This window comes from Ferdinandcohnia sp. FSL W7-1320, assembly GCF_038050315.1.
Lineage (GTDB): Bacteria > Bacillota > Bacilli > Bacillales > Bacillaceae_L > Ferdinandcohnia > Ferdinandcohnia aciditolerans.
Genome location: NZ_JBBPAM010000001.1, coordinates 180,181 through 202,710, shown reverse-complemented (window position 1 = coordinate 202,710; position 22,530 = coordinate 180,181). Strand labels below are relative to the sequence as shown.

General features: G+C 37.9%; 18 protein-coding genes and 1 riboswitch. Of the genes, 5 read left to right on the top strand and 13 right to left on the bottom strand.

Annotated features, from left to right (window positions below; all coding sequences use genetic code 11):
• The first annotated feature begins 71 nt into the window (after positions 1-71).
• Positions 72-150, top strand: a riboswitch (ZMP/ZTP riboswitch).
• Between the two features lie 126 nt (positions 151-276).
• Positions 277-1,476, top strand: coding sequence for a phosphoglycerate dehydrogenase (locus NST91_RS01100; protein WP_341329659.1), 1,200 nt, complete (start codon positions 277-279; stop codon positions 1,474-1,476).
• A gap of 68 nt (positions 1,477-1,544) precedes the next feature.
• Here the strand turns inward: NST91_RS01100 and NST91_RS01095 are convergent, their stop codons facing one another.
• The 3 genes from NST91_RS01095 to NST91_RS01085 form a co-directional block, all read right to left on the bottom strand.
• Positions 1,545-2,831: an Nramp family divalent metal transporter gene (locus NST91_RS01095; protein ID WP_341329658.1), complete on the bottom strand. Its 1,287-nt coding sequence runs from the start codon at positions 2,829-2,831 to the stop codon at positions 1,545-1,547.
• Positions 2,832-3,319: 488 nt separating this feature from the next.
• On the bottom strand, positions 3,320-4,534 hold the full coding sequence (locus NST91_RS01090) for an MFS transporter (RefSeq protein WP_341329657.1): 1,215 nt from the start codon (positions 4,532-4,534) through the stop codon (positions 3,320-3,322).
• Between the two features lie 213 nt (positions 4,535-4,747).
• Entirely contained in the window at positions 4,748-5,050 is a 303-nt protein-coding gene (locus NST91_RS01085) for a TIGR04104 family putative zinc finger protein (protein WP_341329656.1), read from the bottom strand.
• 261 nt (positions 5,051-5,311) lie between these two features.
• Between NST91_RS01085 and NST91_RS01080 the strand changes: the two genes are divergently transcribed.
• The 3 genes from NST91_RS01080 (at position 5,312) to NST91_RS01070 (ending at position 9,457) form a co-directional block, all read left to right on the top strand.
• Positions 5,312-5,806 (top strand): MarR family winged helix-turn-helix transcriptional regulator, encoded by a 495-nt coding sequence (locus NST91_RS01080; protein WP_341329655.1) that lies wholly within the window; start codon positions 5,312-5,314, stop codon positions 5,804-5,806.
• Between the two features lie 80 nt (positions 5,807-5,886).
• On the top strand, positions 5,887-7,644 hold the full coding sequence (locus tag NST91_RS01075) for an ABC transporter ATP-binding protein (RefSeq protein WP_341329654.1): 1,758 nt from the start codon (positions 5,887-5,889) through the stop codon (positions 7,642-7,644).
• A complete protein-coding gene (locus tag NST91_RS01070) occupies positions 7,634-9,457 on the top strand; it encodes an ABC transporter ATP-binding protein (RefSeq protein ID WP_341329653.1) in 1,824 nt (607 codons plus the stop codon). Before NST91_RS01075 ends, NST91_RS01070 begins: the two co-directional genes overlap by 11 nt.
• Before the next feature lie 349 nt (positions 9,458-9,806).
• Here the strand turns inward: NST91_RS01070 and istB are convergent, their stop codons facing one another.
• The 4 genes from istB to NST91_RS01050 all read right to left on the bottom strand — a co-directional run bounded on the left by istB (position 9,807) and on the right by NST91_RS01050 (position 14,054).
• Entirely contained in the window at positions 9,807-10,580 is a 774-nt protein-coding gene (gene istB, locus NST91_RS01065) for an IS21-like element helper ATPase IstB (protein ID WP_341329652.1), read from the bottom strand.
• The gene (istA, locus tag NST91_RS01060) at positions 10,577-12,109 is read right to left on the bottom strand and encodes an IS21 family transposase (protein ID WP_341329651.1); all 1,533 of its coding nucleotides are present in this window, start codon (positions 12,107-12,109) and stop codon (positions 10,577-10,579) included. Before istA ends, istB begins: the two co-directional genes overlap by 4 nt.
• Before the next feature lie 140 nt (positions 12,110-12,249).
• Positions 12,250-12,618 carry a CcdC protein domain-containing protein gene (locus NST91_RS01055; RefSeq protein WP_341329650.1) on the bottom strand — a complete coding sequence of 123 codons (369 nt, stop codon included), beginning with the start codon at positions 12,616-12,618 and terminating at the stop codon, positions 12,250-12,252.
• A 278-nt stretch (positions 12,619-12,896) separates the two neighbouring features.
• Entirely contained in the window at positions 12,897-14,054 is a 1,158-nt protein-coding gene (locus tag NST91_RS01050; protein ID WP_341329649.1) for an MFS transporter, read from the bottom strand.
• Positions 14,055-14,293: 239 nt separating this feature from the next.
• On the opposite strand from NST91_RS01050, the gene NST91_RS01045 reads away from it, so the two are divergent.
• Complete coding sequence (locus NST91_RS01045) at positions 14,294-14,950, top strand: hypothetical protein (RefSeq protein WP_341329648.1); 657 nt, start codon at positions 14,294-14,296, stop codon at positions 14,948-14,950.
• Positions 14,951-15,121: 171 nt separating this feature from the next.
• Here the strand turns inward: NST91_RS01045 and glmS are convergent, their stop codons facing one another.
• From glmS to sigW, 6 genes are all read right to left on the bottom strand, one after another.
• A complete protein-coding gene (glmS, locus tag NST91_RS01040; protein WP_341329647.1) occupies positions 15,122-16,924 on the bottom strand; it encodes a glutamine--fructose-6-phosphate transaminase (isomerizing) in 1,803 nt (600 codons plus the stop codon).
• Between the two features lie 661 nt (positions 16,925-17,585).
• Positions 17,586-18,932, bottom strand: coding sequence for a phosphoglucosamine mutase (gene glmM, locus NST91_RS01035; RefSeq protein WP_341329646.1), 1,347 nt, complete (start codon positions 18,930-18,932; stop codon positions 17,586-17,588).
• A 32-nt stretch (positions 18,933-18,964) separates the two neighbouring features.
• Positions 18,965-20,203: a CdaR family protein gene (locus tag NST91_RS01030; RefSeq protein ID WP_341329645.1), complete on the bottom strand. Its 1,239-nt coding sequence runs from the start codon at positions 20,201-20,203 to the stop codon at positions 18,965-18,967.
• Positions 20,196-21,017, bottom strand: a complete 822-nt coding sequence (gene cdaA / locus NST91_RS01025; RefSeq protein WP_341329644.1) for a diadenylate cyclase CdaA — start codon at positions 21,015-21,017, stop codon at positions 20,196-20,198. The genes NST91_RS01030 and cdaA overlap by 8 nt, the downstream gene beginning before the upstream one ends.
• Positions 21,018-21,160: 143 nt before the next feature.
• Complete coding sequence (locus NST91_RS01020) at positions 21,161-21,784, bottom strand: zf-HC2 domain-containing protein (protein WP_341329643.1); 624 nt, start codon at positions 21,782-21,784, stop codon at positions 21,161-21,163.
• Between the two features lie 13 nt (positions 21,785-21,797).
• Positions 21,798-22,361 (bottom strand): RNA polymerase sigma factor SigW, encoded by a 564-nt coding sequence (gene sigW, locus NST91_RS01015; RefSeq protein ID WP_121448404.1) that lies wholly within the window; start codon positions 22,359-22,361, stop codon positions 21,798-21,800.
• Positions 22,362-22,530 lie beyond the last annotated feature (169 nt).

The following is a 22,530-nucleotide window of genomic DNA, read 5'->3' as shown; positions in this document are numbered from 1 at the left end:
CGTCCAAAGTTTTAAAATTAATTAAAACTTGAAATATATCAAAAAACTTGGTATCATACTTACAAATCAAAAAGGCTATATGTGACTGGCGCACGCGGATAAACCGCGAGGGAGCATATAGTGTCGGAGCCGTTCGCCTGGGCAGAGGTAAGGGAAAGTCCCTTGCCTCTTTCTGTTTATCTTTAGGCGAACCACCAAATATAAGCAGACCAGATTCATAAATTTGTATACTAATAGTTTGTCACTAAAATTCAAATCAAAAGTGAGGTAGACGAGATGAGCACACTTATTGAAAATCAGGTTAAAACGGTTAAAACATTAAATAATATTGCTGAAAGCGGGCTAAAGGTGTTCAAAAATGACCGTTTTGTAATTGATAATCAAAGTGAGAACCCAGATGCAATTGTTGTTCGTAGCTTCGATATGCATGACCTTGAGTTTGGCGATAACTTAAAAGCAATTGCACGAGCTGGTGTTGGTGTTAATAATATCCCCATCCAAAAATGCACCGAGAAAGGGATTGTAGTTTTCAATACACCAGGTGCAAACGCAAACGCAGTAAAGGAAATGGTATTAACTGCATTAATGGCAACATCTCGTAATGTTTTTTCAGGGATTGCTTGGACAAAGACATTAGAAGATAAAGGTGAGCAAATACCTCAACTTGTTGAAAAGGGGAAAAAGCAATTCGTTGGGAAAGAAATCAAGGGTAAAACACTCGGCGTTATCGGTTTAGGTGCAATCGGTGCACTTGTTGCAAACGATGCTCTTGATTTAGATATGGATGTTATCGGGTTTGACCCATTTATCTCAGTTGATACGGCTTGGAACTTATCACGTAATGTTCAGCGTGCCATGTCACTTGAACAGCTTTTTGCTGAGTCTGACTATATTACCGTTCATGTACCTTTAACCAAAGACACTAAAGAAATGTTTAATAAACAGACATTCAGCATTATGAAGCCAGGCGTTCATATCATTAACTTCTCACGCGGAGAGCTTGTAAACGAAATCGATATGGCAGTAGCACTTGAAGATGGTATCGTTGGAAAGTATATGACAGACTTCCCGAATGAAAATGTATTAAAAATGAAGAATACCATTTGCACTCCACACCTTGGTGCTTCTACAAACGAATCAGAAGAAAACTGCGCGATTATGGCAGCTCGTCAGACGAAGGAATACTTAGAAACTGGTAACATTAAGAACTCTGTAAACTTTCCAAACGCATCTCTTCCTTATACAGGAAAAACAAGGGTAACAGCTTTTCATAAAAATGTGCCAAACATGGTGGGTCAAATCACATCGGCTATCTCTAATTATGAGTTAAACATCGCAGACATGGTAAACCGTAGCCGCGGAGAATATGCTTATACGATGATTGACATTGATAATGAAGTAAATGGGGAAATCGTTCCTAGCATATTAGAAAGAATCAAGCAAATTAACGGAATCATTTCAGCACGTGTAATATAAAAAGAAGCAAGGGGCACTCCCCTTGCTTTTTTGTGTGAAAAGATAGAATAACATTTTGATGAGTTAAGCTAAAAGAGCATATCAATGAGTTCACTACCACCAAGGTATACAAAGAGTAAAATAATAAGTACTAAAAATAGATTAGTAGCATTACCATTACGATAAACAGGGTCAATTTGTTTAGAGTTTAATAAATATAATAAGCCTAATGAAAGTGCGGGCATAAATATGGATCCAAGAATGCCGTAAATAAAAACAATTGCAACAGGCTCATTAAATAACAAAAGTAACATAGGCGGGAATGTCATCCAAACAAGGTACGCGCGATAAGCGGGGTCTTTTTCAGAGATTGGTTGATTTAAATCGTTATTCTTCTTTCTACCATTTCGTACTATTCGTACAAAGTCGGCAAAAAGATAAGAAATACCTTGCCAAGGCCCTAAAACCGATGTAAACACCGCTCCATAGAATCCTAGCAATAGAATCCAACGTGCTACATTTCCGAATCTCTCGCCATAAGCATCTGCAAGTCCAAGAAGTCCCTGGTTTCCATTAATTGTTGTGCCCGTTCCGAATAATAATTCAGCTGCAATAATCATTATTGCCACTGCAAAAATCCCAGTAACTGTATAGGCTACGCCATTATCTATCCTCATTGTTGGCATCCAACGCTTACCACTCCAGCCTTTGGCCTGTAACCAATACCCATAACAAGCTAATGTGATCGAACCACCTACCCCACCAATTAATCCGAGTATTGTCGCAAATGAACCTTTTGGCACAGAAGGGATTACTTGGTACGTAACATCATTTGAACTAGCCAAAATAATAATTGCCGATCCAACAACTGTAATAAACATTAAGCCAACAAATACCATCATGACTTTTTCCAATAAATGATATCTACCAAACCAAACTAATATAAAACCAGCTATAGAGGATACAATCGCTCCTAACCATACAGGGGTACCAGGTAACAATGCGGCTAAAACCATTCCACATACAGTTGGTGCTGCGACTCCATAAATAATCCCAAATAAAATGGCATACCCTCCAAAATAAGAGGTTGCAACCCATCCTAACGAATGCCAACTTTGTAGAAATGTAGTACCAGTCGCTAGATACAATCTTCCAATCCCTTCACTTAGAATAAATTTTATTAATGCTCCTACGAAGACTGCCCACATTAACATTAAACCGTAATTAACACCTGCTATAGAAGCCATAATTAAGTCCCCTGCTCCTACACCAGTTGCAGCAACAACAATTCCTGGGCCAATTACCGATAGTTTCCCTTTTAGAGTTAATGGTGGATTAGCTAAAGGTTCATAGGTTCTTTCTACTTTTGTTTCCAAATTATCCAACACCCCATTTTTCATAGTTTTATTTCAATACACAACACTTCTTCTTAGGTGGATATGTAATAAGCCTTTTTTCAATATTCGTGCATCAAATAATATATCCCTAAAAAAGATGCTATATTTTTATAAATCGATATCACCTCACCATTATATCAATTTTCCAAATAATCTAAATATAATTAACCTTAACATGTAAGCGTTATCAATTGCATTGGAAGTAATGTAAAATAATAACCCTAGTTAATTTTACAAAATGTAAAATGTAATACTATTTTACTATTTCTTTTTCATCTTTCTATTACTTTCTACACATAGAAAAAGCGGGCTCCAATAGACCCGCTTCTTAGGATACAGTCCCACTCTCTAAAGCTACTTCCCCTTTAATATGGTATATTCTTCTAAAAATGAATTAGTTATTATTGATTAAAACCTATAGAACCAGGCTGAACCCATTCTTGGATCCAGCCTGAGTGGTATATCGATTACTGTCGAGCTATCAGTAAATGCTTGTTTTTCAAAAGACTATTAAGTTTTTCGGAACTTAGAAGCATCGCTAATATAAACATAGCAACACATACTGGGAAGATTCCAATTGTAGTTTGAGACGCCACAAATCCAAGTAGTGGCGGCATGAATGTAGTACCGGTATAAGCTACTGCCATTTGATAGCCCATTATTGTCTGAGAATGTTGTTTTCCGAAACGTGTTGGTGTCTCATGTAACATACAAGGAAATATTGGTGCTAATCCTAAACCAACAATAATAAATCCTATTAGTGAGAAAAGGGATGGCAAGGGTATTATCAATATAATGGCACCTGTTAATGCAATTATTTGCCCCAGCTGAATTAGTGTACGGTTAGTTATTTTAAAGGTAATAAAACCTGTTATCAATCTACCAAGTGTTATTCCTGCATAATAAAAGGAAACCCATTTTGCTGCCGTTGCCGGGCTTAAATCTTTGACATTTACTAAGAAACTACTTCCCCAAAGCCCAACCGTCGCTTCAACTGCACAATAAAACAAGAAAGATGCAAGGGCCAGCTTTACTCCTTTTATCTGTAATGGTTTTGCGTCTTTAACATCTTCACCATTAGGTATAATTTTTGCAGCTTCCTCCTCTTCAATTAAGGTGATATTGCTGCTTTTTGTCACTCTGTTCCATAAAGGTAATGTAAAGAACAGGATGATAACTAACGTAAACTGAAGAACAGAGATAACAAGATATCCACTTCTCCAAGCATTTTCCTCTAAAATAAATTGAGCCATAATGATTGGTCCAAGTGTAGCTCCTACTCCCCAAAAACAATGTAACCAACTCATATGATGTGCCTGATAATGTGTAGCCACATAATCATTTAATCCCGCATCAACTGCTCCTGCCCCTAACCCAAGTGGGATTGCACACACAAGTAACCAAGCAACCGATGGAGCAAAATAAAATCCTAGCAATGCAGCAGCAGTCATTAAGACACTGACAACTGTCACTTTACCTGTGCCAAAGCGTTTAAGTACCTTTCCGCTCACTAAACTAGAGATAATTGTACCACCTGCAACTGTCATAAAAAGGTATCCAGCAGTCTCGAGTGGTGCCCCAAAATCTGGCCGCATTGCGGGCCATGCTGCCCCCAATATAGAATCTGGTAAACCTAAACTGATAAAAGCCAAGTAGATGATTAATAAAAGAAATGTAGTCATATTTAAACCTCATGTTCATTTTGTGTCGGTATAACTTTCGATATTTACACCTAAATTATATTCTAATACATACCCACCTTACAGCAATTATAAATATATTCTTTACAGTGATTGCTCTAACCCCCATTTAAAACAGTATTTCTTGTTCAACTAAATTGCTTCGTTAGTACAAAAATAAAAAGCTGCTCTTAATGACAGCCTTGTAGTCCCCTTTTACCATAATGGTTCTTCTTTATCAGTTAATTTCAGTAATAATGGCATTACAAACAGAGCCACAAATATTAAGGCAAGTCCCAAGAGTAGTACAGAAATAGGAGATAAATCAAACATTATAGAAAATGGTAGAGTGCTAATGGGGAGTAAAACTAATAAAGAAGTAGTAGTATTTCTCGAAGTTGTACTTTGGTATTGAATTTCTCCACAATGATTACATATCATTTTTTTACGAAATGCTAGTAATTTCTTAATCGAATCAAACCAAGACCACTTTCTTTTACAGTTTTGACAAGTAGGCACTACGAATTCCTCCTTTCTTAGAAACTTGATATTAATAATTACGTTTTTAATGTTCGATAAGTTTCATTTACTGGGTACTTCAATTGATACTATTCAACGATAGTTACTGTGTAGGAAGATTTTTGAGGCCGTAATTTTTTTGAAAATATTTATAATAAATGAATTGACAAGGTGTTTATATGATTATATGATTTATTACCTGATAAGATATATCGTATGCGATGAATCGTACAAGATGGATGTTGAAGGGAGATAAAAAACTTGGATGAAAAGGCAGATTTTTTAAGGGAATCGATTGATTTTTTACATCGGTATATGGCGAAGAGCATACAAAAATATGCCGAGGAGCATGGTCTCACTGTTCCTCAGTTAAAGGTCATTAAACAAGTGCTTCTTCATGACTCGACGAGCATCAAGCAACTTACACATAACCTGAGGATGACCCAAAGTACCGTTTCAGATATTGTGGAAAGATTGTCTGCCAGAGGTATATTACTTAAGAAACCAAATCCGAAAGATAAAAGGTCTGTCATAATCACGATCAGTGACGAGAAACTGAATGTAATAAAAAAAGCTTCACCAAAACCAGTGAATCACGCGATTAGTGAAGCATTACAATTATTAACACCATCACAACAGGAAACTGTGGAGGAAGGCATGAGGTTATTACTTACAGCAGTAAAAGGAAAGATGGAAAAAGACGGGATAGATCACCTAGAATCATTCGAAGAATTATTTATCATGGCTGATAAGTGAAATGAATCAAAGCATTCAAAATACCCCATTGGTACTTTAAATTTTATTATTCAACATTATGCCTTAGGAGGAATCCACACATGCTGAAAATCTTTAAATATTTTCAGAAGACAGATTGGTTACTCGTTTTATGTAGCCTTGTTTTCATCGTGACACAAGTATGGCTTGATTTAAAAATTCCCGATTATATGGCAGAAATCACTAGGCTTGTACAAACAGAAGGCAGTGAGATTAGCGATGTGCTTTCACAAGGTGCATTCATGATCTTATGTGCCATAGGTAGTATGCTTGCATCGATGGTTACCGTTTTTCTAGCAGCAAGAATAGCAGCTGGATTTTCGGTACGATTGCGCGGTATGGTATTTGAAAAGAACTTGTCTTTTTCAATGGAGGAAGTAAATCTTTTTTCTACACCAAGCTTAATTACACGATCCACGAATGATATTATGCAGGTTCAAATGTTAATCATAATGGGATTGCAAATCGTCATTCGGGCTCCGATTATGGCGGTATGGGCAGTTATGAAAATTATGGGCAAGTCTTGGGAATGGACCGTTGCTACAGGAGTTGCCGTTGCATTCCTGTGTGTATTAATTGCTATTGTCGTTTTTATCGCACTGCCTAAATTCCGGATTATTCAAACTCTGACTGACCAATTGAATCTTGTGACAAGAGAGAATTTGTCAGGTATTCGTGTTGTGCGTGCTTATAATGCAGAGGAATATCAAGAAGAGAAATTTGAAGATGCAAATAATGAATTAACAAAAACAAATCTTTTCACCGGTAGGACGATGGCCATCTTATTTCCCTCAATTGGCCTTATGATGTCTGGAATGAATCTTGCCATCTATTGGATAGGTGCGATTTTGATTAACAATGCTTCGGTACCGAATCGCTTATCATTGTTTTCCGATATGGTGGTCTTCTCCTCCTATGCAATGCAAATCATTATGTCCTTTATGATGTTATCAATGGTATTTATTATGATGCCTCGTGCTGCAGTTTCAGCAAAACGGATTAATGAGGTATTAGATACTGATATTAAAATCAAAGATGGAAATCTAACAGAAAAAACAAACACAGTAGGAGAAGTTGAATTCCGCAATGTGAGTTTTAAGTATCCGGAAGCAGAAGATTATGTTTTAAAAAATATAAGCTTTCGTGCACATCGAGGCGAAACAGTTGCCATCATTGGATCAACAGGTAGTGGAAAAAGTACTCTCCTAAACTTGGTACCTCGTTTTATCGACGCAACGAAAGGTGACATTTTTGTAGATGGAACAAATGTTAAGGAGTTTAGCCTTGAAGCTCTGAGAAATAAGGTTGGATATGTTTCCCAAAAAGCTATTTTGTTTAGCGGCAGCGTTGCTTCTAATGTAGCCTTTGGTACAGGGGAAAATAAGACTGACAACCAAATCGAGAGAGCTGTTGAAATTGCACAAGGGAAAGAATTTGTGGAAAAAATGGAAAACCAGTATGAGGCACAAATTGCCCAAAGTGGTACGAATATTTCAGGTGGCCAGAAACAAAGATTGTCTATTGCTCGTGCAATCTATAAAAATCCCGAAATCTATCTCTTTGATGATTCTTTCTCGGCGCTAGATTATAAAACAGATCGGGTGTTACGGTCCCGTCTGAAGAAAGAAATACAAGATGCAACCTCCATAATAGTTGCACAACGTATTGGAACCGTCATCGACGCTGATCGCATTATTGTTCTTGATGAAGGAGAGATAGTTGGAATTGGTACTCATCATGAGCTCATGAGAACATGTGAGGTTTATCAAGAAATTGCCTACTCGCAACTGTCAAAGGAGGAACTTGAAATTGGCGGATAAACAAAAAACGAAACTCAAGTCGAAGAAAGCAGCACGTTCCCGCAAGGGCCAAGAAGGCCAAGAAAAGGGGCAAAGCATGAAAAGCTTTAAACAATTATTCGTTTATTCACGAGCGTTTGTACCTGCCATCATTCTAGCAGTCATTCTATCCGTGGCGGGGGCCATTTTTACAATCATTGGTCCTGATTTGCTTGGAAATATGACCGATACGATCGTAGAGGGCATGATGACGACCATTGACATGGAAAAGGTTGTTGACGTGGCAATCGTTATTTTAATCCTTTATGGATTGATGTTTTTGTTTCAATATTCTCAAGGTTTTATTATGGCCACAGTCACACAGCGTATTTCAAAAGCGTTAAGAAGAGACCTTTCGAAAAAAATGAATCGTCTTCCGTTAAAATACTTCGACTCAACAAGTACCGGCGATGTGTTAAGCCGTGTCACCAATGATGTCGATTTGGTAGGTCAGACACTTAACCAGAGTATTAGCGGGTTAACTTCTGCTTTCACATTGTTTTTTGGATCATTAATAATGATGTTTTATACAAACTGGATTATGGCTATTTCTGCTGTATTATCAACGTTTATTGGATTTGGGTTGATGTCATTTGTTATCTCCAAATCCCAAGTTTTTTTCGTCAAACAACAGCAACAACTTGGGATGCTAAATGGATATATTGAAGAAATTTATTCAGGACATCAAGTTGTTAAAGCCTATAATGGAGAAAATACAGCTAAGGAAACCTTTCACAAATTCAACACTGGATTGTACGATAGTGCGTGGAAATCCCAATTCCTATCTGGGTTGATGATGCCTTTTATGATGTTTGTAGGGAACCTTGGTTATGTCGTTGTTTGTATCGTTGGTGCTGCGCTTGCAGTGAATGATTATATCTCCTTTGGTGTGATTGTTTCTTTTATGTTGTATATTCGTTTGTTCACACAGCCACTTTCTCAAATTGCACAGGGTGCTACACAACTCCAGTCAACAGCTGCTGCGAGTGCACGTGTTTTTGAATTTTTGGAGGAAAAGGAGCTTGCAGATGAAAGTGAAAAGACAACAAGCCTTCAAACAATCAAGGGAGATGTAGAGTTTCGAAATGTAAGGTTTGGATATAACGAGAATCAACCTGTAATCAAAAACTTCTCAGTAAACGTTAAAGCAGGTCAAAAAGTTGCGATTGTTGGTCCTACTGGTGCGGGCAAAACGACCTTGGTTAATCTATTAATGCGATTCTATGAAGTAAATGATGGGGAAATCCTAATTGACGGTGTTCCAATTAGTCAGCTTACAAGGGAAAATCTTCATGAATTGTTCTGTATGGTACTTCAAGACACTTGGCTGTTTGAGGGAACCATTCGTGACAATATCATTTATTCCAGCAAGGGAGTTACTGATGAGGAACTGGAGTCAGCTTGTAAAGCAGTTGGACTCTACCACTTTATTAAAACTCTACCGAAAGGTTTCGATACGATTCTGGATGATAAAGCTAGTTTGTCAGCAGGGCAAAAGCAGTTATTAACGATTGCTAGAGCAATGGTGAAAACAGCGCCATTGTTGATCCTGGATGAAGCAACAAGTTCAGTAGACACTAGGACGGAGATGCTCATCCAGCAGGCGATGGATAAACTAACGGTTGGAAAGACATCGTTTGTGATTGCCCATCGATTATCGACGATTAAAAATGCCGATATCATCCTTGTAATGAAGGATGGCGACATCATTGAAGCAGGTAACCATGAGGAATTATTAGAAAAAGATGGTTTTTATGCAGAGTTATACAACAGCCAATTTGAAGAGGTTTCATAACCCAAATCATGCACCCCGAAAGGTATAAAGCCATTGGGGTGTTTTTTATTGGGAAATCGTTACACGCCATGTCCTTCATTGATTGCTGAGGACCGTAGCTCTATTAAAAGGTTGAAGACCCGAAACAAGTCGACTTCTTAACGTCTTATCAAGGGTTCTACACATTTATTACACTGCTACACGTGAGTTGTATACCTTTTTGAATTTAATAAAACTTATGATTCTCCATAACCCAACATATACAAACAGAGAAATAATAGATAAAGCGTTTAATGTCAAAGGTTCAATGTGTAACCGTCAAGTAGAAATCAACAGTTTTTAATAAATAAGATTAAACAGTTTTCATCATTTAAGATTCAACACCTTGATTATTAAATAGTGCTTTTCTGTATTTCATTCTTATGCTGTCTTGTTCTTCGCTGAAGGTTAAAATTTCACTCCGATGTAAAAGTCGATCCAATATTGCTGTGGTAAGTGTCGTATCACCAAGAAACTTTCCCCATTCTCCGGGGCCTTTGTTAGATGTAAGGATAAATGCAGATTTGTCATACATCTCATAAATAAACTGGAAGAATAAATGGGCATCCTGCGGTTCATATGCCATATACATGACATCATCGATGATAATCAGATCGGATTTGGTGATACGGTTGTACCTTGTCTTAGATTTACTGATATACTCTCTTGTTTTCAATACATAAATCAAACGATCCATTGATATAAATGAAACCTGGTATCCACGCTCAATAGCGTGAATACCCAAGGCAGTGGACAGATGAGTCTTTCCGACACCCGTTGGTCCCATCATAATTAAGGTGAAATACTCATCCACCCATGATAATTGTTTTAATATATTTAGTTGTTTTTCTCCAATCGCTGTCTGTTCTTCAATGCGAAAATTCTCAAATGTCAAAGCTTCTGGAAACTCTGCCCATTTCATTAGTCTTTCACTGTTTTTCCTTTCCCTACAACGCATTTCATGACTAAGAAACTCATGGATGAATTCATGATATGTCCAGCCCTTTGCTTCTGCTTCTCTAAGAAGTGAGGGTAACTCCTTGGCTGTCTCAGCCAGACGTAAGGTTCGGCATTTTTCCTGTAGTAATTCGTAAGGTTGGCTCATCGTTTTGCTCCTCCCTGAAGGACACTTAAATAAATATCTTCCCTGCGTTCGGGGGCAACTATATCCTTATATTTCTCATTCAGGGTTCCAGTTTCTTTGTGTTTCTTTCGACTCTGTATTTCTAATGAGATGGCAATATCGCGAAGATCATTTGCACTAGTCAACCGTAAACGTCTCATTTCATTAAGTGCCTCGTCAATGAAAGCTGGATATTTCAAGATGACGGATTGTACAACTTTAAGCTGATCTATTAAATGACGTGGATATTGTTTAGAGAGAATTTCAATAAGCCAATTTGCTGCTTCTTTATCGTTTAACATTTCTTTAATTTGCTGTATTAATAAGTCACGTTTAGAGTGTTCACGTTGCCGATGGGAAGGGTCTGAAATGACTGCACCACTTCCTTTGGCGATTTTATGTTTGGCTAAAAGCTGTCCGTTTTGCTGGAGGCGTATGTATAGATACTCAGTGTCTGTTTCCACATAAGCAATATTTGGAGCTCCTTTTCGGTAAGTACCGCGAGGTACGCTGTACCGATTCCCATCAAACCGGATAACATTGTCTTTGTTAATAGTTCTTGTTATACTAGAGTCGAAGATATCTTCAAAAATGTAAGTACCAGAGACCCGTTGTAGGTGTGGCTTTTCCAGGGCGAACACCTCTACTGGTCTCTTTTTCGTATTATGATGTACTTTATAATTCCCCGTTCTCTTTAACCAACTCAAACAAGATTCCTGCCAATCTAGTAGATTATCGAATGTACGGTTCTTCGTAAAATTATTTTTTACATACTTTACTACCTGCTCTATTTTTCCTTTGGACTCTGGATCAGATTTTCTGCAAAGGTAGACCTTAAACCTTCTTGTCTGTTGATACTTAGTGAATTCAACTGTCATAATAAGGTCTCCTGCGTTTTCGCTGACAGCCAGTAAACGATCTTGATCGTAGACTATTTCAATCGACATGCCCCCATAAAAACGGAAGGCATTTTCATGCATTCTAATAAGATCTGATGCTCGAAATGGTCGGTCGAGCCATTCTACATATTTGTATCTGGAATGGGCCAGAACGAATCCAATAAAGTAGAGTCTCTTGAATGCTCCATTCGTTGTTGGAACCCTTATTTGACCAAAATCTACTTGTAACTGTTGCCCCATTGGAAGTTCAGGTACTGTACTATAATTTCTTTCTGAGATTATTTTGGGGATATGATAAACTTCACGTAGCTCATTAACAAAATTCCTTACCGTTCCTTCTGTAACGGAACTTACGTTTAACTTCTCGCCCAACCAGTCCAATACTTGCGCTCCTGATAAGTCAGGATGGTCCTTTAACCATCCAAGTATTTCATCCCGAAAGGGATCTAGCTTTTTACTTCTATTCTGTAGTGACATTGCAAACGAGTAAAACTCTTCTGGACTCATCCTCCCGTATTCTATCACTCTATTCCTAGAAATCTTCAATTTCCTAGCTATCGCGCTATTTGAAAACCCTTCACCGCGAAGCCTATGAACCTCGTTATAAATCATTAGCCTTTCCACTCCTGTTAATTCCTCACTTTCCATAGACTGATTTAAGTATATAGAAAGTGGGTTCATTAAGGTAAACTGTTGATTCTTATTTGTCGAAATCTGTTTATCCTTATTTGTGGAAAACTGTTGATTCTAGTTTATCGTTTACATTCAATGCCTGGTAAAAAGTAATTAGCTAAGCGTCGGCAAACAAATACTAATATTAAAGCAATCACAAAGCCAATGCTCTTTATTGCATAGATTTTCCCATCCTCTCGAATTTCGTATCCAGTTGTATAAATCAATGGAAGAGATAAGATCGTTCCAAATATCACAGTTACGACAATTTCTATAGAAGTGAAGTGAACGGAAGGTTGCATCACCACAGATAAGGCAGGTGACATATAGAGCAGCGGTAGCAAAATTCGTAAGCCCGAGCCTTTAATTGGTCGGACCATAGCTCTTGTTCGCCTCCAAAGAATCAATCCAAAAATAACAAGTAAAATTGCGTACATTCCATATTGCATGTTTTTTGTCCACTCCATCCCTTATACCAAATGTAATCGAACATCTAAATTAATAATTGTAAATAACCTGGGCAAACTTTACAGAGCATAATAGCAGTTTTTATTTTCACACCCTATCAACCAAATTTTCCTTCCATTTGATATTTGATTTACATGTTTAGCTATTCAATGAACATGGGGATAAATCCTTTTTAGATCCAAGCCCATTTGTACATTTTTTCGTAAACAATAATGCTTCGTTAGTTGAACAAAAAGACTTCATTCAAAAGTTCATCTATCTACTGAAAGAGCTGTTTTTTTGTTTCTTCGACCTTTTGGGTGCTAAGAGCAAAACTAATGACCGCCGCAATGCTACAAACATACGGAAGGTAAGAGTAACCCCATTTCGTTATGACATAACCACCTACCATTGATCCAATAGTAATACCAATATACAAAGCTGTATTATTCCACGCCATTACAATACCTCGTTCGTTTGGATATTCAACCGCTAATCTTGCTTGGTATGATGTAAATCCTGCATACCCAACCAAAGCCCATAGGAACAAGAATAAATAAATCCAATCACCAGATGAGAAGAATATACCTAAACAAATAAAAATGAGAGACAAGAAAATGAGTGTAACTTTTGATATATTCCTTTCTCCAAATCTATCTGTTAATTGTCCACTTATAAGACTCCCTAAAACAGCCCCGATACCATAGAAAGTAATAGCTAATCCGATTTGTGTAGATAAGAATCCATTTTCAGAATAAAGAGATGCACCTAAGTAAACATATAGAGCATACATTGATATCGCCCAAAAGGTTGTAACACTTACCGAACCCAATATTCTTAGCAGACTTCCTCCTATTGGATTTCTTGTTAAATCGCTTTTAGGAGTATATTTCCAAGTACTGAAATTTACTATCGCCAACATAGCTCCTATAATAGCCATTACAACAAATACTGAACGCCAACCAAGAAAGTGCTCTAATAACGTACCAAATGGTGCTCCTGCCCAAAGAGCTGTTAGGTGCCCTGAAACAACAATTGAAAGCCATGTCCCTGTTCGATTTGGTGGGGCAATATCTCCAATGATGGCATATATCAAAGGAGTTATTGAAGCAACCGATAAACCAGATAAAATTCGACTAACAATTAACAAAAAAAATGAAGGTGCAAAAGCTGTTAGTATGTTAGAAATAAAGAACAACACTAAGCCAAATGTAATCAATGCTCTCCTTCCATTTTTATCTGAAAGCCAGCCAAAGAAAGGTGCTGCAATAGCATATGTTACAGCAAAAACAGTTACCATCCATCCTGCAATTGCTGAACTAACATTATACGCCTCCGAAATGAACGGTAGTAACGGAGACACTACAAATAAATCAGTCCCCATAAGAAACAAAGTTACCCAACCCACACTTAAACTTACTCTCCCTCTTAACCCCATTACATCCCCCATTTAAAGTTAATATTACATGTATATTATTCAGAATTGTAAAAAAAGGACTAATAAAAAGAAGATGCTGGGATATTACTAGCCACTACAGACAATCACCACAAAAATAGCGAATGATTCTGATATACTTAAGCTGGTTAAAGTGATTACTTCGGAGGAAGTCGTTAATCCAATGCCTTCCAGAGAGGATGACTAGACTCATTCTAGATTTTTGGAAAGTGAGACTCGCAATGAAAAAACAAAAACAATCTGATATCCAACTGGCTACGCTAAAGAAAAGTTTACTTATTGTAAATGTGGCATTCTTTGCATTTACAGCATTCGCAACATTAATCTCCTATCAATTTTCAGACGAAGTTTCTAATCAGACGTTAGTTAACGCTGTGTATATTATGATGTTTATCAGTGTCCTATTCTTCACATATGGATTTTGGTTACGAAGCAAAGCTAGCGGTAATAGACCTCTGGGGAACTTCAGTGGGATTTACGCCATCGTGATTAGCATTTCGCTTTTCTTAACCTCAAATGTTATGTATGAAGCTAGTGTTGAGGAAGGCACTATTCACGAGAACGTTCACTACTTGTCCTTTTCATTGAAACAGTACCTGTTTATCATTGCTATTTTATCATCATTAATTTTCATCCTTTCATCACCAAAGGTATTAAACAAGGAAGTCCATTCGACAAAGGTATCTGTTTGGGCAAGTCTACTCGGTCTTGGAATCATAATCATTGCCTATATCGTCATGATGATCATTAAAAATAGTGTATTTGAAAATCCTGGAACAGTGATGGATGCCTATAACATCTTGGTTGGTTCAGTTGGATTCGGATATTTAGGTAGTGCCATATTAATTATATTAAGTCGTTCAAAGTCAAGGAAGTGAGCAACACTCCAATCTTTTAGTAACACAAAACTAAAAAACAAAAAAGACTCAATCCCTTAATTGGATTGAGTCTTACTTCAGTGATAATTTTACAAATAGGCTGATGAGACACTGTCAAGTCAGTTCCTAACTTTTTCGTCTTTCAACACCAAAATTTTTAGTGTATAATCTTTATTCCACTGTCACACTTTTCGCCAAATTTCGTGGCTTATCTACGTCACAGTCACGGTGTAGTGCTGCGTAGTAAGAGATAAGTTGTAACGGAATAACAGAGATTAGTGGTGTTAACATTTCGTTAACTGCTGGAAGCACATAACGGTCCTCATCTGTTTCTAAGCCCTTCATTGAAATGATACATGGGTGTGCACCACGTGCAACAACCTCTTTCACATTTCCTCGAATGCTTAGGTTAACATGCTCTTGAGTAGCTAGAGCGATAATCGGTGTCCCTTCTTCTATTAAGGCAATTGTTCCGTGCTTTAATTCTCCTCCTGCAAAACCTTCTGCTTGGATGTAGGAGATTTCCTTAAGCTTTAAGGCACCCTCTAGTCCAACGAAGAAGTCCATCGCACGTCCGATGAAGAAGCAGTTACGAGTAGTTGTGAAGTACTCCCAAGCAATAGCTTCCATAACTTCTTTGTCATCACATAAAGCCTCCATACTGTTTGCGATAATCCCAAGCTCTTTGACAAGGTCCATACCAACCTTTATTCCCTTTGATTCAGCTGTTACATACGCAAGGATTGAAAGGACTGCTAACTGTGCTGTATACGCTTTTGTTGAAGCAACTGCAATTTCAGGTCCTGCATGTAATAACAATGTGTAATCTGCTTCACGAGAAAGTGTTGAACCAGGTACATTTGTAATTGTAATAGACTTGTGACCCATTTCCTTTACATGTACTAACACAGCACGGCTGTCTGCTGTTTCACCACTTTGTGAAATAAAGATAAATAATGGTTTCTCCGATAATAACGGCATATTGTATGAGAATTCGCTAGAAATATGAACCTCTACAGGAATGTGCGCTATTTTTTCAATGAATTGTTTCCCTACAAGACCAGCATGATAACTAGTACCAGCAGCGATAATATAGATTCGATCTGCATCCTTCATTGCTTCAACAATACAAGGATCAATTGCTAACTTGCCGCTCTCGGCTTGATATTCTTGAACAATTTTTCTCATGACTAAAGGTTGCTCGTCAATTTCCTTAAGCATATAGTGTGGGTAAGTTCCCTTTTCTATATCGCTTGCATCAAGCTCTGCTGTATATGGGTCACGGCTGATTGTTTCACCCGCTAAATTTTTAATTGTAACAGACTCTTTTTTAACAACGACAATTTCTTTATCCATTAACTCGATATATTGATCGGTTACCTGTAACATTGCCATTGCATCACTTGCTACAACATTAAAGTTGTCGCCAAGACCTACAAGAAGTGGACTTTTGTTTTTCGCTACATAGATTGTTTCGTTGTTTTGCTCATCAAGCATTGCAATTGCATAAGACCCCTTTAGAAGGCTTAATGTCTTTCGGAAAGCTTCTTCAACTTCCATCCCTTGATTCACAAATTGCTCTAATAGCTGAACAACAACTTCTGTATCCGTATCACTTAGTAGCTCAACACTTTGTAAATATTCACTCTTAAGCTGACTGTAATTTTCAATTACACCGTTATGAACAAGAGTAAATCGTCCAGTTGATGCCTGATGTGGGTGGGCATTGACTCTACTAGGCACACCATGTGTAGCCCAACGAGTGTGTCCTATCCCTGCAGTAGCAAATAAACTTTGATCTACAGTCTCACGAAGAATCGCAATACGACCTTTTTCCTTAAAAACGTGAACACCTTCATCATTCATCACTGCAATTCCAGCTGAGTCATAGCCACGATACTCAAGCTTTTCTAGTCCCTTTAACAAAATCTCTTTCGAGTCTTGATGTCCAATAAAACCTACAATTCCGCACATAATTAAGTTCCTCCCTAAAAAAGGGAACAAGAAAGCACGGGGCTATCTTGCCCCTTTTTTTCCATATTTATCTCTTTTACTCAATCATATCCTCCCGTTTGTGCAGAGAGTCACCCCTCTGTTTTGACGAAAAGGACTTACGGTCGTGATTGAGGTCAACCGGGAGGCATCCGCCGAATTTTCGATAAACCTCCACCTCGTCAACTAAACCTATAACAATAGCCTATGCATTGTTACTTCTTCCGTTCATGGTTTAGTTCTGGCGCTTTAATTAAAACTATTACTGTTAACCCTCCTTTACAAAAAATTGAACAAGAACAATAATACAACATAATCTCCATACTCGTCAATCATAACATGGTATATATTTTCCATGTATACTAAAAAAATATGCAAACTTGGACCTTTATGTGTCAAGTTTGCATATTTTTAATGAAAATGTATGAAGTTCAAAAAGTCGGCTTAAAATGACGCATCGAATTTCTGCGTTGGCTTGCTTTTCCGTTACTCTCGTATTAGCTGCATACGCTCAGGTACTCAAAGCCGCGCCGCCTTGAAATTTCGACGTACAGGACGTGCTAGTGTCGACAAGACATGAGGCCGTGGCGTTTTTGTCGACGCGGTCCTTTTCACCCTCCTTTTTGAACACGTATATTATTTTTTATTCCGTTCCCATTTCTTTTTTTACTACAGAAACGATACGGTCTACGTATTCTTTACAAAGCTCTTCAGTTGGAGCCTCTGCCATTACCCTTACTAATGGCTCGGTTCCGGAAGGACGTACTAAAATACGGCCATTTCCATTCATTTCAGCTTCAACCTGTTCGATAACCGCTTTAATGACTGGATTATCGGTTACATGATATTTATCTGTTACCTTTACATTCACTAGCAATTGCGGGAACTTTGTCATTTCACTTGCAAGCTGGGATAAAGGTTTCTTTGTGCTTTTCATGATATTCACTAATTGTAGACCTGTTAAAAGTCCGTCACCCGTTGTATTGTAATCAAGGAAAATGATATGTCCTGATTGTTCTCCACCTAGAATATATCCACTCTTCTTCATTTCTTCAACAACATAGCGATCACCCACCGCTGTTTGAACACTTTCGATTTCGTTTTCTTCTAACGCTTTGTAAAAGCCTAAATTACTCATCACCGTTGATACAACGGTTTGATGCTTTAAACGACCTTGTTCTTTCATATACTTTGCACATATGTACATGATTTGGTCACCATCAACAATATCACCATTTTCATCAATCGCAATGAGTCGGTCGCCATCACCATCAAAAGCTAGTCCAACATCTGCTCCTTTTTCCTTTAAAAAGGCAGCAAGGGCTTCAGGATGTGTAGAACCTACACCATCATTAATATTTAGACCATTTGGGGATGTTCCCATTGTCGAAATATCTGCATCCAAGTCAGCAAATAAATGCGTAGCTAGGGATGATGTCGCACCATTAGCGCAATCCAGCGCTACATGGATTCCAGTGAAATCTTCGTCCACTGTTTGTTTTAAGAATTGAAGATACTTTTGGCCACCTTCAAAATAATCATTCACTTGACCTAAATCAGCCCCGATTGGACGTGGAAGCTGATCTTCTGGTAAATCTAAAAGTGCCTCAATTTCATTTTCCTGTTCATCAGAAAGCTTAAAGCCATCTGGTCCAAAGAACTTAATCCCATTGTCTTGTACTGGATTATGTGAAGCAGAAATCATAACACCCGCTTCCGCACCTAGAGCCTTTGTTAAAAATGCAACACCTGGAGTGGAAATAACACCTAAACGCATAACTTCTGCTCCAATTGATAATAGACCTGCAACGAGTGCACCTTCTAGCATATGACCGGAAATACGAGTATCGCGGCCAATTATTACCTTTGGTCGTTCTTTATCCTTTGTTAACACATAACCGCCAAATCTTCCAACCTTAAATGCAAGCTCTGGAGTTAGTTCACTATTTGCAACACCTCGTACACCATCTGTACCAAAATATTTTCCCATTTTAAATGATCTCTCCTTTTGCTGATACCCAATTACTCTTCCATTTCCGTAATTCGTATCTTTGCCTTTTCTTGAGGTAATGCCCACGTAACATTGTCTGGGCCTTTGATTTCTATATCTACATCATGCTCACCAACCCCGAGATTGGTCACATCAATAAACACATCAAAATTTGTAGGACTTGTCCCTTCTAAGATACTTGGTGCACCTTGCACATCTAAATTAAGTGTCCCCGCTTCAGGGTCTAAAAAAGTAAGTGCAAATTGGTCTCCTAAGCCTAAACTTCTAATTGATAAATCCGAGAAGGTTTCCGATAACTCTTCTTCGATATCAACTGCAACTTCAATTTTTTCAGGGGATACTTTGAAAACCCCTTTTGGTATCGGAACCTTCACTTCAATCTTAGAGTCTTCTCTTATATCATCTAAGTCAATTTCTGCCTCAATCGATGAAATTTCGTCAATCACATCCTTCGGACCATATATCGTAACTTGATTAGTCGTTGGTGTGATATTCACTAAACTTAATCCATCCGGAAGTTTTCCTTTTTGCTTAAGGGCAAAAGATACTGATTTATTTGGACTAATAATCGGAACCGCAATTTCCACAACGTTTGGTTCAACTGTTACAGATAATACATTTTGATTTTTATCATAAACAGCTACCCTTGATTCCTGTGTAAAGTCTTTCGTTACTCCCTTAAGATCGACAACAGCTTTTACAATAGCTACTCTCTCAATTTCCTCTAAAGCGCCAGTTATTTTCACTACTCGAGGTGAGACCACTGGATCTCCAATGGAGTACCCTTCTGCTACTTGGTCACGGTTGACAAAATCGACTTCAACCGGGAATTCCTTTGTTACTTTTTCCTGTATGACGACTGTAATTTCAGCAGGATCAATTTTTACTTTTATTTTTTCAGATATATTCCGATATTGTAGTTTTACTTTATGGGTACCAACTGATAACTGTGTTAGGTCTGCATACACTTCGATTTCCTTTTGGAGACCTTCTCTTTTGGTAACCCCAGATGGACCTTCTATTGTTACATTTACATATTGAGGAACTCCAGATACAACTAGATTCTGATCGTCATAGTATGTATTTACCGGAATCTCCGTTAATGTTTCTGTGTAATTTGAAAATAGTGGCAATCCCGCAGGACTCTTGGTAGCAGGTTGGTTCTCAAAGCTGACAGACGCAAATAAGAGTAATGCAAGGAACAATGCAATAATCCGAGTAACCCAACGGTTATCAATTAATCTATCCATTCTTTTTCCCCCTCCATTGCCATAGTGAATGAGAGGTAATGCTTTCATTTGTAATTATTTCTTGTTTTAATAAATCTCGAAATGCATCAGGTTTCAAATCCCGGTGCAGTTCACCGTTCTTTGTTAAAGACACACTTCCTGTTTCTTCTGATACAACGATTGTAATGCTGTCTGTTACCTCACTAATCCCAAGTGCTGCTCGGTGCCGAGTTCCTAATTCCTTTGATATAAATGGGCTTTCTGAAAGTGGCAGATAACACGCAGCAGCCGCTACTTGATTTCTTTGAATAATCACGGCTCCATCATGTAAAGGCGTATTTGGTATAAAGATATTGATTAGTAACTCAGAAGAAATCGCTGAATTTAATGGAATCCCTGTTTCCACATAGTCCCCCATCCCCGTTTGTCGTTCAATTGAGATGAGTGCACCAATGCGGCGTTTGGCCATATAATCAGTGGCTTTTGTAATAGCCTCAATTAATTTTACCTGATGATCTTCTTCATCATTACCACTTCTTGAAAATATTTTTCCACGGCCAAGCTGTTCCAATGCCCTTCGCAATTCAGGCTGGAAAATAACGATAATCGCTAAGAATCCCCAGTCCATTACCTGGTCTACTAACCAAAACAAAGTATGTAACTCTAACAGGCTACTTAATAAGCGGATAAAAACAATAACAATAATCCCCTGCAAAAGCTGTACAGCCTTTGTTCCGCGAATAAGGGATAAAATTTTATATATCACATACCAGACAAGGAGAACATCTAGAAAAATGCCAAGGTAACCTAGTAATGGGAGTTCATTAAATGACATTCTCACACTTCCTCTATGAAATAATCCAAACATACATAGTTAGCTATAATATTATATCATATATCTTTCCCTAACCGATTACAAATTGGTAGGTGGATAAGCTTAATTTTAGCGTCGAAAAAAAGGCCACCGTGTCCGATGACCTATTCTTCATTATCAAAAATGTGGATAGCATCTATACCAACTTTTTTTATATGGTACCAAAGCCACTCAAACATTTGATTGACTACCTTAACCTCGCCTGTTACATTTCCAGCAGAGGCCATATAATTCTCACCATTAATCACAGTGACATTCCCATCTACGTCTCCCTCTATCACAAGCTTCCCATTCTTGACAACGACATCCCCTTTCACTGTTTCACCTTCTGGAACAATGACGGTATTGTTTTCAACAATTAGATTGGGTTGTTTCGAAACGGAAAATTGATCACTTTCATTCCAGACGGAAAAGAGACTTCCTGCCATTAATACAAGAAAGAGAGCGGCAGCTGATAGCATTGGGTGTTCCCTGAACCAACGTCTAAAGCTTACTGTGCGTTTTTCCTTCGGCAGATTTTGCATGACCATTAATGTAAAATCGTCAGGTGCAGAAATATGAGAAGTACTTTGTACCAACGCAACTGTCTTCTTTAGCTCATGAAAATGTTGATTACAGGATTCGCAGGCATGCAAATGCTCACGTAGTAGCTTCTCTTCCTCTTCAGAAATATCCTCATCTAGGTAATTATGCATTAACGTAACCATGCTTTTTTCTGAACAGTTCATTTTTTTCTCACCCCTATACATGTCGAAGTTGGTTTCGTAAAGCTTCGCGGCCCCTATGAATTCTCGTTTTTACCGTACCTACTGGCAGGTCAAGAATTTCACCAATTTCCTTTAGTGAAAACTCCTCGATGTATTTTAAAACAATAACAGAACGGTACTTATCTGGAAGCTTCAATATTTCTGCTTGGATTAACTCTTGTAGCTCCATTGTCTCAAGCTCGTCCTCTGGTAGTGTTACATCTGCGGCAACTTGCGAATACATTGTTAGTCCATCTGATCCTGCAAGCTCGGCATCCAAATAGTAATCCGGTTTTTTCTTTCGAATACGGTCAATCGACAGATTCGTTGCAATACGGTATAGCCATGTTGAAAACTTTTTATTCAAATCATAGCTATGGATATTTACATATGCACGAATAAAGGCTTCCTGTGCAATATCCTCCGCCTCATGTCGATTCCCAAGCATACGATAGCATATCTGAAAAACCTTGTCTTTGTAAAATTCTACTATCTCCGCAAATGCATTCTGGTCTCCATTTTTTAACTGTCTTATTCTGTTTTTTATAATTGTCTCCATTTGTATACCTCCGCTCTACTCGCGGGTATCATTATTTACGATTCATTTCTTAAAAGGTTTCATTTTCTCCATAATTTTCATTTTAACAAATTTTGGTTGGTTTATGTGCTAGGAAATCAAATCTTTAAAAATAAAAAAAAGACAGCATCCCGTGTATCGAGATACTGTA